Source organism: Kribbella soli (genome assembly GCF_004331345.1).
GTDB classification, from domain to species: domain Bacteria; phylum Actinomycetota; class Actinomycetes; order Propionibacteriales; family Kribbellaceae; genus Kribbella; species Kribbella soli.
This window is the reverse complement of record NZ_SJJZ01000004.1, coordinates 755,361-769,979: the sequence shown is the minus strand read 5'-3', so window position 1 is coordinate 769,979 and position 14,619 is coordinate 755,361. Positions and strand designations below refer to the sequence as shown.

The 14,619-nt window shown below is 68.9% G+C and carries 17 protein-coding genes; 9 read left to right on the top strand and 8 right to left on the bottom strand.

Features of this window, described 5'->3' with window-relative positions; translation table 11 throughout:
• Positions 1-138: 138 nt before the first annotated feature.
• Positions 139-879: a response regulator gene (locus tag E0H45_RS34515; RefSeq protein WP_165546714.1), complete on the bottom strand. Its 741-nt coding sequence runs from the start codon at positions 877-879 to the stop codon at positions 139-141.
• Positions 876-2,234 carry a sensor histidine kinase gene (locus E0H45_RS34510; RefSeq protein ID WP_238155508.1) on the bottom strand — a complete coding sequence of 453 codons (1,359 nt, stop codon included), beginning with the start codon at positions 2,232-2,234 and terminating at the stop codon, positions 876-878. Before E0H45_RS34510 ends, E0H45_RS34515 begins: the two co-directional genes overlap by 4 nt.
• A 177-nt stretch (positions 2,235-2,411) precedes the next feature.
• Here E0H45_RS34510 and E0H45_RS34505 point away from each other — a divergent pair, with 177 nt between their 5' ends.
• The 3 genes from E0H45_RS34505 (at position 2,412) to E0H45_RS34495 (ending at position 3,997) form a co-directional block, all read left to right on the top strand.
• A complete protein-coding gene (locus E0H45_RS34505; RefSeq protein WP_131345242.1) occupies positions 2,412-3,125 on the top strand; it encodes a D-alanyl-D-alanine carboxypeptidase family protein in 714 nt (237 codons plus the stop codon).
• An 18-nt stretch (positions 3,126-3,143) separates the two neighbouring features.
• Positions 3,144-3,524 carry a hypothetical protein gene (locus tag E0H45_RS34500; RefSeq protein WP_131345240.1) on the top strand — a complete coding sequence of 127 codons (381 nt, stop codon included), beginning with the start codon at positions 3,144-3,146 and terminating at the stop codon, positions 3,522-3,524.
• A 95-nt stretch (positions 3,525-3,619) separates the two neighbouring features.
• The gene (locus E0H45_RS34495; protein ID WP_238155558.1) at positions 3,620-3,997 is read left to right on the top strand and encodes a pilus assembly protein CpaE; all 378 of its coding nucleotides are present in this window, start codon (positions 3,620-3,622) and stop codon (positions 3,995-3,997) included.
• Here the strand turns inward: E0H45_RS34495 and E0H45_RS34490 are convergent.
• The gene (locus E0H45_RS34490; protein ID WP_131345236.1) at positions 3,994-4,698 is read right to left on the bottom strand and encodes a YqeB family protein; all 705 of its coding nucleotides are present in this window, start codon (positions 4,696-4,698) and stop codon (positions 3,994-3,996) included. The genes E0H45_RS34495 and E0H45_RS34490 overlap by 4 nt on opposite strands.
• Before the next feature lie 63 nt (positions 4,699-4,761).
• Between E0H45_RS34490 and E0H45_RS34485 the strand changes: the two genes are divergently transcribed.
• Positions 4,762-5,775, top strand: coding sequence for an ornithine cyclodeaminase family protein (locus E0H45_RS34485; RefSeq protein WP_131345234.1), 1,014 nt, complete (start codon positions 4,762-4,764; stop codon positions 5,773-5,775).
• A complete protein-coding gene (locus tag E0H45_RS34480) occupies positions 5,775-7,142 on the top strand; it encodes an aromatic amino acid lyase (protein ID WP_131345232.1) in 1,368 nt (455 codons plus the stop codon). The genes E0H45_RS34485 and E0H45_RS34480 overlap by 1 nt, the downstream gene beginning before the upstream one ends.
• Positions 7,143-7,374: 232 nt before the next feature.
• Here E0H45_RS34480 and E0H45_RS34475 read toward each other — a convergent pair whose 3' ends face one another.
• Positions 7,375-7,695, bottom strand: a complete 321-nt coding sequence (locus tag E0H45_RS34475) for an ABC transporter substrate-binding protein (protein ID WP_202872651.1) — start codon at positions 7,693-7,695, stop codon at positions 7,375-7,377.
• Positions 7,696-7,866: 171 nt separating this feature from the next.
• Here E0H45_RS34475 and E0H45_RS42650 point away from each other — a divergent pair, with 171 nt between their 5' ends.
• The 4 genes from E0H45_RS42650 to E0H45_RS34455 are packed head-to-tail and all read left to right on the top strand — an operon-like array spanning position 7,867 to position 10,119.
• Positions 7,867-8,523, top strand: a complete 657-nt coding sequence (locus tag E0H45_RS42650; RefSeq protein ID WP_165546666.1) for a hypothetical protein — start codon at positions 7,867-7,869, stop codon at positions 8,521-8,523.
• Positions 8,524-8,555: 32 nt separating this feature from the next.
• Entirely contained in the window at positions 8,556-8,903 is a 348-nt protein-coding gene (locus E0H45_RS34465) for an ArsR/SmtB family transcription factor (RefSeq protein WP_131345228.1), read from the top strand.
• A complete protein-coding gene (locus E0H45_RS34460; RefSeq protein ID WP_131345226.1) occupies positions 8,900-9,379 on the top strand; it encodes an SRPBCC domain-containing protein in 480 nt (159 codons plus the stop codon). Before E0H45_RS34465 ends, E0H45_RS34460 begins: the two co-directional genes overlap by 4 nt.
• Complete coding sequence (locus tag E0H45_RS34455; RefSeq protein ID WP_131345224.1) at positions 9,376-10,119, top strand: SDR family NAD(P)-dependent oxidoreductase; 744 nt, start codon at positions 9,376-9,378, stop codon at positions 10,117-10,119. Before E0H45_RS34460 ends, E0H45_RS34455 begins: the two co-directional genes overlap by 4 nt.
• Here the strand turns inward: E0H45_RS34455 and E0H45_RS34450 are convergent.
• The 4 genes from E0H45_RS34450 to E0H45_RS34435 form a co-directional block, all read right to left on the bottom strand.
• Positions 10,116-11,042, bottom strand: coding sequence for an ornithine cyclodeaminase family protein (locus E0H45_RS34450; protein ID WP_131345222.1), 927 nt, complete (start codon positions 11,040-11,042; stop codon positions 10,116-10,118). The two genes, E0H45_RS34455 and E0H45_RS34450, sit on opposite strands and share 4 nt — an antisense overlap.
• Positions 11,042-12,205 carry an NAD(P)/FAD-dependent oxidoreductase gene (locus tag E0H45_RS34445; protein ID WP_238155506.1) on the bottom strand — a complete coding sequence of 388 codons (1,164 nt, stop codon included), beginning with the start codon at positions 12,203-12,205 and terminating at the stop codon, positions 11,042-11,044. The genes E0H45_RS34450 and E0H45_RS34445 overlap by 1 nt, the downstream gene beginning before the upstream one ends.
• A gap of 205 nt (positions 12,206-12,410) precedes the next feature.
• The gene (locus tag E0H45_RS34440; protein ID WP_131345218.1) at positions 12,411-13,955 is read right to left on the bottom strand and encodes an aldehyde dehydrogenase family protein; all 1,545 of its coding nucleotides are present in this window, start codon (positions 13,953-13,955) and stop codon (positions 12,411-12,413) included.
• Positions 13,956-13,985: 30 nt separating this feature from the next.
• The gene (locus E0H45_RS34435) at positions 13,986-14,561 is read right to left on the bottom strand and encodes a hypothetical protein (protein ID WP_202872650.1); all 576 of its coding nucleotides are present in this window, start codon (positions 14,559-14,561) and stop codon (positions 13,986-13,988) included.
• Between the last annotated feature and the right edge of the window lie 58 nt (positions 14,562-14,619).

Genomic DNA, 14,619 nt, shown 5'->3' with positions numbered 1-14,619 from the left:
GTGGCGCGGTTTCGCGAGCAACTCTGGAAGCATGACTGGGGACTTCCTACCCCGGCGCCAGAAGGCGTCGGTGCTGAGCCAAGCCGTGACCGTTGTAATTCTGCTTGCCGTTGTGGCGGTCGGAGTCTGGCTGTTTACCTAGGAATCCCAGCGCACGTCCGCTTCGCCCGGCCGGACCACTCCGGCCTCGTAGGCGACCACGACGGCCTGGACCCGGCTGGACAGGCCGAGCTTCGACAGCACCGAGCTCACATGGGTCTTGACCGTGGTCTCGCTGACGAACAGCTTGGTCGCGAGGTCCCGGTTGGACAGCCCACGGGCCATCCAGACCAGGATCTCCCGCTCCCGTTCGCTCAGGTGGGACAGCAGCCCGGCCCAGCGCGCATCCGGTTGCGCCGGCGTGCTGATCGCCGTACCGCCGTCGACCTGACGCTCCAGTTCCATGCAGCGCTCGAGCAGCACGCGGGTCGAGGCCGGATCGACGAGCGAGTCGCCGCGGTGAACCGCCCGTACGGCGGAAACCAGGAGATCGGGATCGGTGTCCTTCAGCAGGAACCCGGACGCTCCCGCGCGGACGGCGGCCAGCACGTACGCCTCGTCGTCGAACGTCGTCAGCACCAGTACGGCGGGACGCGCCCGGCCGGCCTCCCGGTTGGCGGTCGTGATCCGCTCGGTGGCGACCAGACCGTCCATCACAGGCATCCGGATGTCCATCAGGACGACGTCCGGGTCGTGCTGCTCGATCAGCCGGAGCGCCTCCTCGCCGTTCTCGGCCTGCGCGACCGTGGTCAGGTCCGGCTCGTGGTCCAGGATCATCGCCAGGCCCATCCGGATCACACCCTGGTCGTCGGCGACCAGGATCCGGATCGGCTCGCTCACTTCTGCGGCGGCAGCCATGCCTGCACTCTCCATCCACCCAGGGGGCCGGCCGCGACGGCGAGGGTGCCGCCGACCGCTGTGGCCCGTTCCCGCATCCCGATCAGTCCGTTGCCGCGGCCGCTTTCCTTGCGGCGCGCCGTCTCCAGCACGTTCACCGGCGGCGGCCCGCCGTTCCCGTTGTCGTCGATGGTCAGCAGCTCGCCCTGCGGTCCACTCTGCCAGGTCACCCGCGCTGCGCTCGCCTTGGCGTGCACCATCACATTCGTCAGCGCCTCCTGGATGATCCGCACCGCGGTCAGGTCGGTCGCCGACGTGAGCTGCCGCTGTCGTGGCGGCAGGTCCATCGTCACGTCGATCCCGACCGCCTTCAGCCGCTCACCCATCCGCGCCACGTCGGCCAGGTCCGGCACCGGCGCGGTGCCGCCGCCCGACCCGGTGTCGCCGGCGATCTGCGGCGACGCGGTGTTCAGCACGCGGACGGTCTCCCGCATCGCGGTCAGCGCTTCCTTGCCGCTGGCAATGATCCAGCGGATCGCCTCCCGCAGTACTTCGGGTCGCTCGTCGGCCACCCGGTCCGCCGCTTGAGCCCGGATCACGACCGCGCTGACGTGGTGCGAGATCACGTCGTGCAGGTCGCGGGCGATCCGGGTCCGCTCCGCCACCGCAGCCCGCTCCGCCTCGACCGCGCGCAGCCGGACCAGTTCGGCGTTCCGCTGCTCGAGCAGGGCCACCGACTTCCGGCGCCGGCGCGCGTCCGCGCCGAGCAGCACCATCCCGCAGATCAGTGCCTCCGCGAACACGAACAGTGACACGTCGATGTACGAGTACAGGCTCGGCACGTCCCGCGGGAGGCTCTGGTACCGATCGCCGCGCAGGATGTCGCGGTTGACATGGCTGAGGACGATCGCGACCACGGCCGGCAGCCCGATCATCAACCCGGCCAGGCTGCCCATCGTGAAGAACAGGCAGATGAACCGCCGTACGCCGGCCGACGCCGCCAGGTACCCGACGACGAGCAGCGGGACCAGGTGGATCTCCGACTGCAGCGCCGCGTCGCTGATCTCGGGCTGACCGAACATCGTGAGACCGAGCTGCGCCGCCAGGCCGGTACCGGCCGCGGCGTACAGGAACGGATATAGCACCGAGACGACGAGGAGCATCGTGCGCGGGATCCGCCGGACGAGGGCGACCGTGGCGACCAGGAAGACGCCCGTGACGACAGAGACGGCCGGGTTGTGCGGGCGCAGACCGGTGCCGTTGATGAGGTTCAGCACGGCGAACCAGACCAGCCCGATGACCGCGGCGCGCAGCAAGTCCTGCTGCCCCTGCGACAATCGGCGCCAGACACTCATCATGTCGCCCAGCGTAGTCAGCCCGTGTTTGCTAAAGCTTCATCTGCCCGGAGGGGCGGTCTCTCCAACTTTTGGAGGAGGCTCAGCGTCCGAACTGATACTCAGGGGCTACAGATGGGACGTGAGAACGGTCCCTGGGACCGATGTGCCGCCACACCCGGATCCGAGAGGCTGTACCCCATGAGCAACGACCTGCCGCCGCGCCCGAACAGTGCGGGGCGGACGCGGTTGCTGTCCGTGATCGGTGTGGTCGGGGTCGGTGCCGTCGTCGGAGCGCTGCTGCTGTGGCACGCGCAGGTCGGCGAGGTGCTCGGCCTGGGCGCGGACAAGGAGCCGGTGGTGTCGACTGTCGGCGCGCCCGCGATCGGCGCACCGCCCACCACCACGAAGCTGGTGACCCCCACGCCGTCCCGCCGTACGACGCGGTCGACTCCGACTGCACCGCCGAAGACCGCTACGACGCCCTCCAAGAAGCCGACGAAGAAGCCGACACCGGTGTCGCGTGAGGAGAGCATCGACGGGCTCTCGCCGAAGCTGAAGTCACGGCTGACGAAGGCGATCGCGGCCGCGAAGGCCGACGGGGTCAAGATCAGCATCACCTCCGGCCGGCGCAGCGCGGCGAAGCAGCAGCGGCTGCTGAACGACGCGATCAAGAGGTACGGGTCGTACAAGCTGGCGACGCGCTGGGTGCTGCCGCCGAAGTACTCCGCTCACGTGCAGGGCAAGGCCGTGGACATCGGTCCGGCGGCCGCCATGACGTGGCTGAACAAGAACGGCTGGCGGTACGGCGTGTGCCGCCGGTACGACAACGAACCCTGGCACTTCGAGGCGCTCACAACGCCCGGCAAGAAGTGCCCGCCGCGAGAACCGCACGCGGTGGCCAAGGCAGATTGATCACAAGGGGGAACCGAGATGACCATGACCTACGCACAGCCCCTCACCCGGCGCTACACCCGCGCCCGGCTCGCCGTACCCGCCCTGTGGCGCCAGGTGATCCGGACCAGCGACAGCGCCAGTGACAGGGCCGCGCGGACGACGACGGAGCCGGATCGCTCCGCGCATACGCAGCTGGAGATCTACGACGGCATCCTGGCCGCGTTCGAGCGCCGTGACGAGGTGGCAGCGGTACTGCGGGCATCCGCGGACCGTTCGACCGCCGTACGACGTCTGCGCGCGGACTTCGGCCTCAGCCACCTGCAGGCGGCCGCGCTGATCGACCTGCCGCTCACCACGGAGTGCCGCGACCGCATCGCACACCGTGCCGAGGAGCTCCGCACCGCCCTCGGCCGCTGACTCCGCATCCTCCACGCGAGCCGCATCTCGGTGGTCGCGGCTCGCGTGGACCTGCGGGGTTTGCGTGCCGTGGGGAGGATGGAGGGGTGATCACGATGGAGCAGGCCGGACGACTGCGCAAGGCCGGGGTGCTGTGGACACCGGCGGCCGGGGATCGTTTCGCCGTACCGGACCGGGACATGGACGACGACGTGTTCGTGGTGAGCGACATGACCGTCGAGGTGCACGACTACCAGGGCAGCAAGGTGATCGGCTTCAACGGCACCACCGAGTGGGCCCTGGACAGCATCGAGCAACGCGAGGTCATCTGGCTCCCGCGCGAGGAGCAGCTCCGCGCTCTCCTCGGCTCGCACTTCCAGTCCCTCGAAGCCACCCCCGACGGCTACCGAGTCACCCTCACCAACAGCACCCACACCTCCGACGACGCCGAACAGGCGTACGCCCAAGCAGTCATCCACCTGCTCGGCGCTTAGGCCGTTGACCGCCAGTACTGCGTCTTGTCCTTGTCCTTGACGCTGTAGCCGAGGTTGGCCAGGTCGGTGCGGAGCTCCCGCAGGTCGGCCTTGCCCTTGTCGCCCTGGTCGAAGGCCTTGGAGCGGGCCCTGAGGAGCGCGTTGGCCGCGGGCGAGAGGTCCGGGTCAGCCTCGACCCAGCGCCGGAACTCGGACTCGTGCGGGTCGCCGGAGTCCGACCACGGGTAGCCGTGGGCACGGAAGGCCGCCGGGATCCGCCTCGCCTCGGACTTCAGCTGGTCGTGCCTCTCCCGCGCCAGCTCGCGGGACGCCGCGTCCTGGAGGACGATCTCCTTCCCGTCCAGGAACGCCACCGCCACCTTCACGCGCGGCACCGTCACGGTCTTCTGGTTCTTCAGGAACTCGACCGACTGGCTGGTGATCGTCACCTTCAAGGTGTCGTCGAGCGCCATTCCGGCGAGCAGTACGCCGGCCACGAGCCCGACGACCACGCAGATCACCACGACCCACCAGCTGTCCCACGCGGCGATCAGCTTCAGCGGACCCTGGAACGGCACCCATTGCCGCCCGGCCGCCCAGTCGGCGATCCGTGGCAGGAAGAACCCGAGGACCAGCCCGGCCAGCGGCAACCCGCCGAACAGCAACGTCTTGTCCGCGGCGGAGTGGCCGATCACCGTGCGATCCGCAGTCGTAGGCCCCATGTCCCGAACGTAGCGTGACGGCCTGAAACTAAAGTATCGACCGACGGCAACCGAAGGAGCCACGTGACGGACGGGATCTGGCTGCGCTTCCTCAGCGGCCCCGACATCGACGGGTTGGGGCTCACCAGGCTGGAGATCGTGGACGCCGTGGAGGACGCGGTCCGCGAGCACGGCGAGGGCCGGACGAGCTTCGAGCCGCGCATGCACCTGATGCCGAACAACGGCGGGATCGGCCACTTCAACATTCTCCGCGGGCACCTCGACGGCCTCGGCGAGCACGGGGTCAGCGGCGTGAAGGTCGTCGGCGACTTCGTCCCGAACTACCAGAAGGGTCTGCCCAGCGAGCTCGCGATGGCAACCCTCTTCGACCCGACCACCGGCGTACCGCTCGCGATCCTGGACGCGACGATGATCACCGCGGCCCGCACCGGCGCGATGACGACCGTCGGTGCCCGCCACCTGGCCCGCCGGGACAGCAAGATCCTCGCGCACGCCGGCGCCCGTGGTACGGCGTGGTGGAACGTGACGATGCTCGACGACCTCCTCGACCTCGACGAGATCCGGGTGACGTCGCGACGGCCGGAGTCCCGGGAGAAGTTCGCCGTGGACCTCTCCGCGGAACTGACCACGCCGGTCCGCGTGTGCGCGACCGCGGAGGAGGCCTTCGACGGCGCCGACGTACTGGTCGAGGCGACCCGCCTCACCGAGCCCGAGCCGCTGCTGCGGACGGCGGCGGTCCGGCCGGGCGCGTTCGTCGTACCGTACGGGACGGTCTCCGCGGTCGAGCTCGATCTGCTCGACGTGATGGACAAGGTGGTCGTGGACGATTGGCGGGAGGCGCAGTCCGGGCGGTTCGGGTCGCTGCGCCGGCACGTGGACAGCGGGCGGCTGTCGCCGGAGACGCTGTACGCCGAGATCGGGGAGATCGTCGCGGGCCGCAAACCCGGCCGCGAGAACGCTGCCGAACGCAACCTCTTCTGGCACCGCGGCCTGTCCCTGCTGGACGTCGCGATCGCCCACCTGATCCTCCGCCGCGCCGAAGCCGCCGAAGCAGGCACCATGCTCCGGTTCCACTGATGACCGCGCCGCGCACGACCAGCGAACCGGTGCTGATCCACGGACCGTCGGACCTCGATCCGGCCGCCCCAGGCCCGATCGAGCTGGCGCCCGCCCTCCTTGACCGCTTGGCCGCGATCCGCGCCGCCGCCCTCAACACCCTCCGCTCCGGCCGGCCCGTGTACGGCGTCAACACCGGCATGGGCAACCTGAGCAAGGTCCGACTGACGGAAGACGAGCAGCGGGTCCACCAACGCAACCTCCTGCTAGGTCGAGCGGTCGGCGGCCCACCCTGGCTCCCACCGGACGAAGCCCGCGCCGTCCTGATCGGCCGCCTGAAAACCTTCCTCACCGGCGACGCAGCCGTCTCCGTCGAACTGATCCACCAGTTGGTTGCCCTCATCAACAACGGCCCGCTGCCGAACATCCCGGCGGAAGGTGCCGGTTCCGCAGGCGAGATCATCCCGCTCGCGCATGCCTTCGCCTCCCTGGAGCCCGGTCCCAAGGAGGGCATCGCCTTGCTGGCCGGCATCCCCGGCGCGACCGGCAGAGCCGCGCTCCACGCAACCAGAGTGCACCGGTTGGCGGATCAGCTCAGCACCGTCGCGGCCGGCGCGATCGCAGTCGTCGGCGCCAACCGGGATCCGTATCAGCCGCTCGCGGCGCGCGGGGACGACGTGCTGGGGGTTGAGTTCGCCAGGCTGCGAGAGTTGGCAGGTCCCGAGCCGGAGCCGCGGAGTTTGCAGGCGCCGGTCTCGTTCCGGGTCGCGGGGCACGTGAACGCTCATCTTCGGCGGACCTTGCAGCAGTTGGACGACGCGGTGGACCGGGCGTTCACCGGCGTGACGGACTCCCCGGCGTACCTCGACGGCGAGTTCGTCGGGACGGCCGGGTTTCACGGGATCGATCTGGCGGCGTACTGCGATCACCTGACAGCCGCACTGGCGCACGCGGCCGAGGTCTCGGCGGCGCGGCTGCACCGGCTGCTGGATCCCACCGTCACCGGCCTCACCGCCCAGCTCGCCCGCGAACCAGGCCCGCAAGCCGGCCTGGTCGCCGTCCACAAGCGCGCGGTCGCGACCGTCCACCAGCTCCGCCGTCTGACGTTGCCCACGGCAATCAGTACGGCGGAGACGTCCAACGGTCAGGAGGACGTGCAGACGTTCTCCTGGGAAGCGGTCGGCAACCTCGGCGAAGCGATCCGCCTGACCCGCGAGACGATCGCGTGCGAGCTGCTCGCCGTACGACAGGCCTTCGCTCTGTCCCAACGCCCGATCCCAGCAGGTCTGCACAGCGTGATGCGGGCGGTCGACGCCGTCGTACCTCCGATCGACGCCGACCGCCCGTTCGGCGAGGACCTGACCAGCCTCCTCACCAAGGTTCTTTAACCGGCTCCCCAGCCCGATGCAGTCCTGCCGCACCGCCCGGCTTTCGGGTTGGTGTGGGCTCGGCTTGTCGTGTGATGTGCAAGGTCGACAGGTAGTGCACCGGTGAGACGGTGTACGCGCGGACGCGTTCACGCTCAGGTGCACTACCCGGCGACCAGACATGTCCTGTCGAGCTTGCACATCGCACCGAGCCCGGCACCGCCCCGCCACCCGACATCAGTCAGGAGAGCCGTTAACCCTTCCCGGCCAGGGCGTTCTTCAGCATCGGAGCCAGCTTTGGGAGTGCGTACTTGATGCCGAGCGGTCCGCCGATCGACATCGCGCTGGAGAACTCAGCGCTCGGCGTCGCGGTGCTGATGACCGGCGCACCACCCCAGTACGCGACGTGGCCGGCCTTCACCGCCGGCAACTGCGTGTTGCCGAACCAGTCGGCGCCCGCCACCGGGACCACGCCGAGCGCGATGGCCGCTTCCGTGTCGCCACCGCCGAGCGTCACCACCCGCTGCGGTTTGGCCTTGATCGTGGTCGAGCCGTACAGATGGTCGATCGTCACCGGGAATCCGGCGGTGTCGCGCCTAACCTGACTAAATCCCGGTCTCGTGATGGGTTGATCGAAAAAAGCCAGCCGACACGCGGGATGTGGTGAAGCCGCAAGTAGCCCGCACCGGGTCTGTGTCGTTGGCCTGGTGCGGGGGATCGGCGTCGGTGAGTGGAGGAGTTCTCTTTGAAGCGGTTCGTGGTGCCGCCGAGCTGGCCGTCCCCGCCCCGGCGCAGCTGGGTCCCACCGAAGACCTGGCGCCCGGATCCGTCCTGGCCGCCGGCTCCGGAGGACTGGCGATTCTGGGTCGACGGCAAGGGTGAGCCGGTCCTCGGCCCGATCGGCCGGTACGGCGCGCCGTCCCGCAGGGCGGCGTACGCCGCAGCCGCGGCGATGATCGTGTTCGCCGGGGTCAACCTCTGGGCGGTGCTCATGATCGGCCAGCTCGGTGGACCGGATGATTCGGCGGTCGTGACGTTCGTCGAGGAATCGCCGTCCGCGGGTCCGGCGGTCAGCTCGACGAGTCCCGCCGTACCGCGGACGACGACCACGCCGCCGCTGGTGCCGCGGACGAGCCTGGTGCCGAGCAAGGCCCCGACGTCCCGACCGGCCCAGCGGTCGACCCAACGCCCGACCCCGAAGCCGACCGCGACCAGGACCACCGAGCGGACCACGCCGACGCCCAGGCCGACGCGCACGACCACCAGTACGACGACCGCGAAGCCGTCGCGTCCGACCAGTAGCCCGTCGACGCGGGAAGAACTCCTCCGGCAGTACTGCATCGACCGCGGCATCGACCCGGCCTGGTGCGATCCGGCCAACTGGGAGCAGACGCCTGGTTGACAGCCGGGGCAATCAACACCATTCTTAACCATATGGTTTTGGAACCACTTGGTTATGAAGACGGACTGACCGGCGTCTTCGCGGCGCTCGCCGACCCGACCCGCCGGGCGATCCTGACCCAGCTCAAGCACGGGGACGCGACGGTCGCCGAGCTCGCGGCGCCGTTCAGCATGTCGCAGCCGGCCGTCTCCAAACACCTGAAGGTGCTCGAGCACGCCGGGCTGATCAGCCGCTCGCAACGGGCGACGGCCCGGCTCAGTCACCTCGAGGCCGAACCGCTCCGCGCGGCCGTCGGCTGGTTGATGGACTACCGCGCCTACTGGGCAGAGAGCTTCGACCGTCTGGACGATCTGCTCGACGACCTCAGGGAGGAGTCGTGAAGGTCATCGCGGAGCCGGGGATGCCGCAGGTCGTCATCATCCGGGAGTTCCGGGCGCCGCGGGAGCTGCTGTTCCGTGCGTACACCGAGCCTGACCTGGTGAAGCGCTGGCTCGGTCCGGCCGGGCTCGAGCTGGTCGTGAACCAACTCGAACCGCAGCACGGCGGTCGCTGGCGGTGGACCCACTACGACGGCGACGGCAAGGGCTATGTCTTCCACGGGCTGTACCACGGGGAGCCGACGCCGGACCGGATCGTGCAGACGTACGAGTTCGACCACGCACCAGGAACCGTCTACCTGAATCTGATCACCTTCGACGAGGCCGACGGGGTCACCACCCTGACGCAGAACACCGTGTTCTTCGCGGTCGAGGACCGCGACCTGTACGTCGACGGCGGCATGGAGCGCGGCATCCGCGCCTCCCTGCAGCAACTCGACGACCTCGTCACCGAACTGGCGAAGGAGGCCAACTCATGATGCTCAACGGCAAACAGGCGATCGTGTACGGCGCGGCCGGACCGATCGGCGGTGCGGTCGCCAAGGCGTTCGCCGCCGAGGGCGCGACCGTCCACCTGGCGGGCCGTACGGCGGAACGACTCGAACGGGTCGCGGACGAGATCCGCGCCGCGGGCGGCAAGACCGAGATCGCGGTCGTCGACGCCCTCGACGAACGATCGGTCGACGACCACGCCGCCGCGGTCGGCCGGATCGACATCTCGTTCAACCTGATCGGTCACACGCAGTACTTCGGTACGCCGCTGATCGACATGTCCCTCGCCGACGTCGAGGAGCCGGTGCTGAACATGCTGCGCACCTTCTACCTCACGTCCCGCGCGGCCGCCCGGCGCATGGTCGAGCAGGGATCCGGCGTGATCCTGACCTTCGGCGGGTACGGCGACCCGACGGCGAACCTCGGAGCGTTCCAGGCGGGGTTCGGTGCTGTCGAGGCATTGCGACGCAGCCTGGCGTGTGAGCTCGGCCCGCACGGCATCCGGGTGATCACGCTGCAGACCAACGGCGTACCGGAGTCGAACCCGGACACCTACCCGGAGGACTTCCGTCGCGAGATCGCCGAGCAGACCGCCGCCAAGACCATGCTGAACCGCGCCGCGACCCTCGCTGACGTGGCCGCCGTGGCCACGTTCGCAGCCTCTGACCGGGCAGCCTCTATCACCGGCACGGCCATCAACCTCACCGCCGGCGCCGTCGTCAACTAACTCAGGAAGTCGACCGTCCGGGAGTCGCACTTCGACGCCTGGTAGACCGGCCAGGCCATCGCGAGGTCCTGCCAAGGCAGCCCGACCGGCGCATACACGGTGATTTCGTCCGCCGATCGGCGGCCGGCGGTGGCTCCGGTCAGCACCTCGGTGATCGTCGCGTGGGCCGCATCGGCGGACAGTCCAACGTTGCCCAAGGCGCCCATTTGCGCAGCGAGGGCGCGGTCGTCGACGATCACGCGGGCGGCCGTCAGCAAATCGGCGGACAGCTCCACCTTTCCGGGTTCGTCAGCTCCCAACGTCGTGAGATGCGAACCAGGGCGGACATCGGCCGCGGTGAGCAACGGCTCCCGGGACCAGGTCGCCAGCACGACAACCTCGGCCTCCGCAGCCACCTCCTGCGGGCTACTGACCACCACGCCCGGAATCCCTTGCTGGGCAAGGAAATCCGAAGCCCGCTCCGGCACGACGTCATGCACAACGAGGCGGTCGACCTGCCGGAGGGCGACCAACCCTGCAAGCGTCATCGCAGCCTGAGCTCCGGTCCCGATGACACCAACTGGTCCTGCTGGAGCCAGGGCATCTGTTACGAGGGCGGCTGCCAGGCCGGTGCGCCACGCGGTGATGGTGGAGCTGTCGAGGAGGGCGAGGAGGGCGCCATCGGCGAGGTCGTGGAGACAGACCACGCCGCGGAGTGCCGGCGTGGCCCCGGGGAACTTGGCGTTGACCTTCACGGTGTACGCCGGGATGCCCGGGATCAGGCCCGGCAGCAGCGCGGTCGCCGTACCGGGTCCAGGCAGGTCGGTCCGGATCCGCAGCGGCTCGATCTCACTCGACTGGAGGAACCCGGCACGCAACGCCTCGAGTACAGCAGGTACGTCGAGCGCACGCAGGACGTCCGACCGGGTCAGGAGAGCCGTCATCAGACAATGTTCCGCTCGGGGCGAACGGTGGAGAGGAAGCGGTCGGCGCTCAGTGGAGTTATGTCGACGAACGGCTCCCGGCCCAGGTAGAGGTCGCGGATCACCTCGCCGACAGCAGGCCCCTGCAGGAACCCATGCCCCGAGAACCCTGTCGCATAAAGGAACCGCGAGACCCCGTCCGCCTCGCCGATCAGGGCGTTGTGGTCGGGTGTCACCTCGTACAGACCTGCCCAGCCGCCGGTCAGCCCGATGTCGAGGAGCGAAGGTGCGCGTTGTGCCATCGCCTCGGTCAGCCGGGGGATCCACGCGTCCGTCCGGTTCAGGTGGAATCCGGGCTGCTCGTCGGGATCGGACATGCCGACGAGCAGCCCGGGACCTTCGCGGTGGAAGTAGAACGTCGTACCGAAGTCGATCGTCATCGGCAGATCGGGCGGCAGCCCCGGGACCGCCTCGGTGACAACGATCTGCCGCCGCAACGGAACCACCGGCAGTTCCACCCCGACCATGTCACCGAGTTGCGCGGACCAAGCGCCCGCCGCACAGATCACCGTCCCGGCCCGCACGTCGCCCAGGCTGGTCCGCACCACGGAGATCTGGTTGCCTACCGCATCGATCCCCAGCACCTCGCAGCCGGTGACCAGCCTCGCCCCGAGTCGTCGAGCAGCCGACGCATACCCCAGTACGACGGACTCCGGCGTGCAATGCCCCGCGCTCGGCGAGAAGCACGCACCGACCAGCCCGTCCGCCGCAACGACCGGCGCCAGCGAAACCGCCTCCTCGATGGAGACCATCCGCGTCGGAAGGCCCGAGCCCGGCTGCAACTTGTTCTGCAGCGCGGTGCTCTCGCGGAAATGCTCGACCTGCTCAGCACTGTCCAGCAAGAACAGATACCCGACCCGGTGCAGATCGATCTCCTGCCCGGGCCGCTCTCCGAACCGCGCAAAAGCCTCGAGACTGCGGGCGCCCAGCGCGATGTTCACCTCGTCCGAGAAGTTCGCCCGTACCCCACCTGCCGCCTTGCAGGTCGACCCCGACCCGAGCTCGTTCATCTCCAGCAGCACCACATCCCGCACGCCGGCCTCGGCCAGGTGAAAGGCGATGCTCGTCCCCATCACCCCGCCACCGACAATCACCACATCCGCAAACCCAGGAACCTCAGCCACCACCAACCTCCTCCAGGTAGATCGTCCCCGCCAGTTGGACCACTTTGAGCACGGATCAACCACAAACCGACCCCCAAAAACGGTTGACCCGTGCCCAAGGTCGCGGCGGACAGCCGGTCGGCGGCCGGATGGGACGACTTTGTGCACGAGATCCGTAGCGGCGGACGCCGGACGTGCGGATCTGGTGCACAAAGTGCGCGAGCTGCTAGGGGAGCTGGTACGACAGGTCCGCCTCGACTGTCTGGGTGTCCATTTGGGCCTTTTGGAGTTTGCCTGAGTAGTCCCAGTTCATGGACTGCCAGCGGGTGAACTGGTCCAGGACCCAGATCCCGCTCTGCCGGGAGCCGTTGCCGGACTTCCCGTTCCCGCCGAACGGCAGGTGCGCCTCGGCGCCGGACGTCGAGTTGTTGACGCTCACCATCCCCGCCGATATCCCCTGCGCGAACCGGAACGCCTTGTTCGGGTCGGTGGTGTAGATCGAGCTGGACAACCCGTACCCGGACTTGTTGCCCAGAGCAATCGCCTCGTCGAGCGTCGAGTACGGCGTGACGCCGACGACCGGCCCGAACGTCTCGTTCAGGAACAGCTCGTCGTCCGGATGCACCCCGGCCACGATCGTCGGGTGGTAGAACAGCCCGGCCGCCGGATCGCCGACGAACCCGGCCCGCGGGTTGTCCGCCGTGACCCGACCGGTCCGGCCGATCACCCGGTGGTGAGCCGCGATCCACCCCAGCGACTTCTCGAACCCGGCAGCGAACTTCTCGTCCAGCAACGGCCCGAACAGCACGTCCTGCGTCGGGTCGCCCATCGCCGCGTCCGCGGTCGCCTGCCCGAAGCGGTCCAGGAACTCGTCGTACACGGACCGGTGCACGATCGCCGAACCCAAGGACGTGCACCGCTGTCCCGCCGTACCGAAGCCGGAGAACAGCGCGCCCTCGACGGCCAGGTCCAGCTCCGCGTCCTCGGTGATCACCATCGGGTTCTTGCCGCCGAGCTCCAGGCACGGCGTCTGCAGATGACGGCCGCACAACTCGCCGATCCGGGTGCCGACCGCGCTCGATCCGGTGAACCCGACCTTGTTGATCAGCCCGGCCTCCAACGCCTGCTCCAGACCGCTGAACGTGTCCGGCCCGTCGGCGTACACGACGTTGAACACCCCGGCCGGTACGCCGGAATGCGCGAAGATCTCGTAGAACGCGTCCGAGACGACAGCGGAGTAATCCGCCGGCTTCCAGACGACCGTGTTGCCGCAGAGCAACGCCGGCACGATGTACCAGGACGGGACCGCGACCGGGAAGTTGCCGGCCGTGATCACCGCGACGGTGCCGACCGGGCGGCGGAACGTGAACAGCTGCTTGTCCGGCATCTCCGACGGCACCGTCTGCCCGTACAGCCGACGGCCCTCGCCGAGGAAGAAGTCGCAGGTGTCGATGATCTCCTGCACCTCGCCGAGCGCTTCACCCAGAGGCTTCCCGATCTCTCGAGTGACGAGCGCGGCGAGCCGGTCCTTGTTCAGAGTCATCAGCCGACCGACGTTCGAGATCACCTGGCCGCGTTGCGGCGCCGGGGTCGCGGCCCAGGCCGCCTGCGCGGACCGCGCTGCCTCGGCAGCCTGCACGAACACTTCCGGCCCGGCGCTGCCGACCGTCCCGACGACCTCGCTCAATCGTGCGGGATTGGTCGACGGAGTACGCCGTACCGCTTCCGCCACTCGTTCGCCACCGACAACGGACAGGACCTCACCGGCCATACGGCTACCTCCTCGTAGTGGGCCTCCACCCTAAGTCGGCGGCGGGACCTTGTGGTCGGGGTAGAGGTCCGGGATCGGGATCGGCATCCGCCACAGGCGGGAATCGGGGTGGATCATGCCGTGCCGAATCGCGACGTACCGGAGCAGTCGGAGCGGGCCGGCGATCAGTACGACCGCCAGCGGCAACTCGACCAGGAACGCGCTGAGCAGCGCCTGGGTGAGGTCGCCGCCGCGCTGGCTGGTCATTACGTCGAACCAGGCGTCGCAGATCAGCAGGACACCGGACGCGAACGCGGTCGGGAACACCAACTGCTTGCGTTTCCAGCCGGCCAGCGCGGTCAGCACCAGCATTGTGAGCAGCAGAATGTCGAACCCGACCCAGGTCGCGACCCAGTTCCGCGCGACGTAGTGGTTGGGCAGGGTGATCGCCAGGTACACCGTCCACGGGATCAGGGCGGCCGCGCAGACCAGCATCAGCACCGTCCGCCACTTGCGGATCCGGTCGATCGTCCGCCGGGACGGCAGCCCGGCAGGTCGCGGTGCGAGTCGCAGGATCAGCTCCCGCCGCTCCTCAGGCGTCATCGCCGCGATCTCTTCGTCGGTCACCTGCACATCTCGAGGCTGCACATCTTCAGTATGGCTTGTGATTGCATTCACAAGCCGG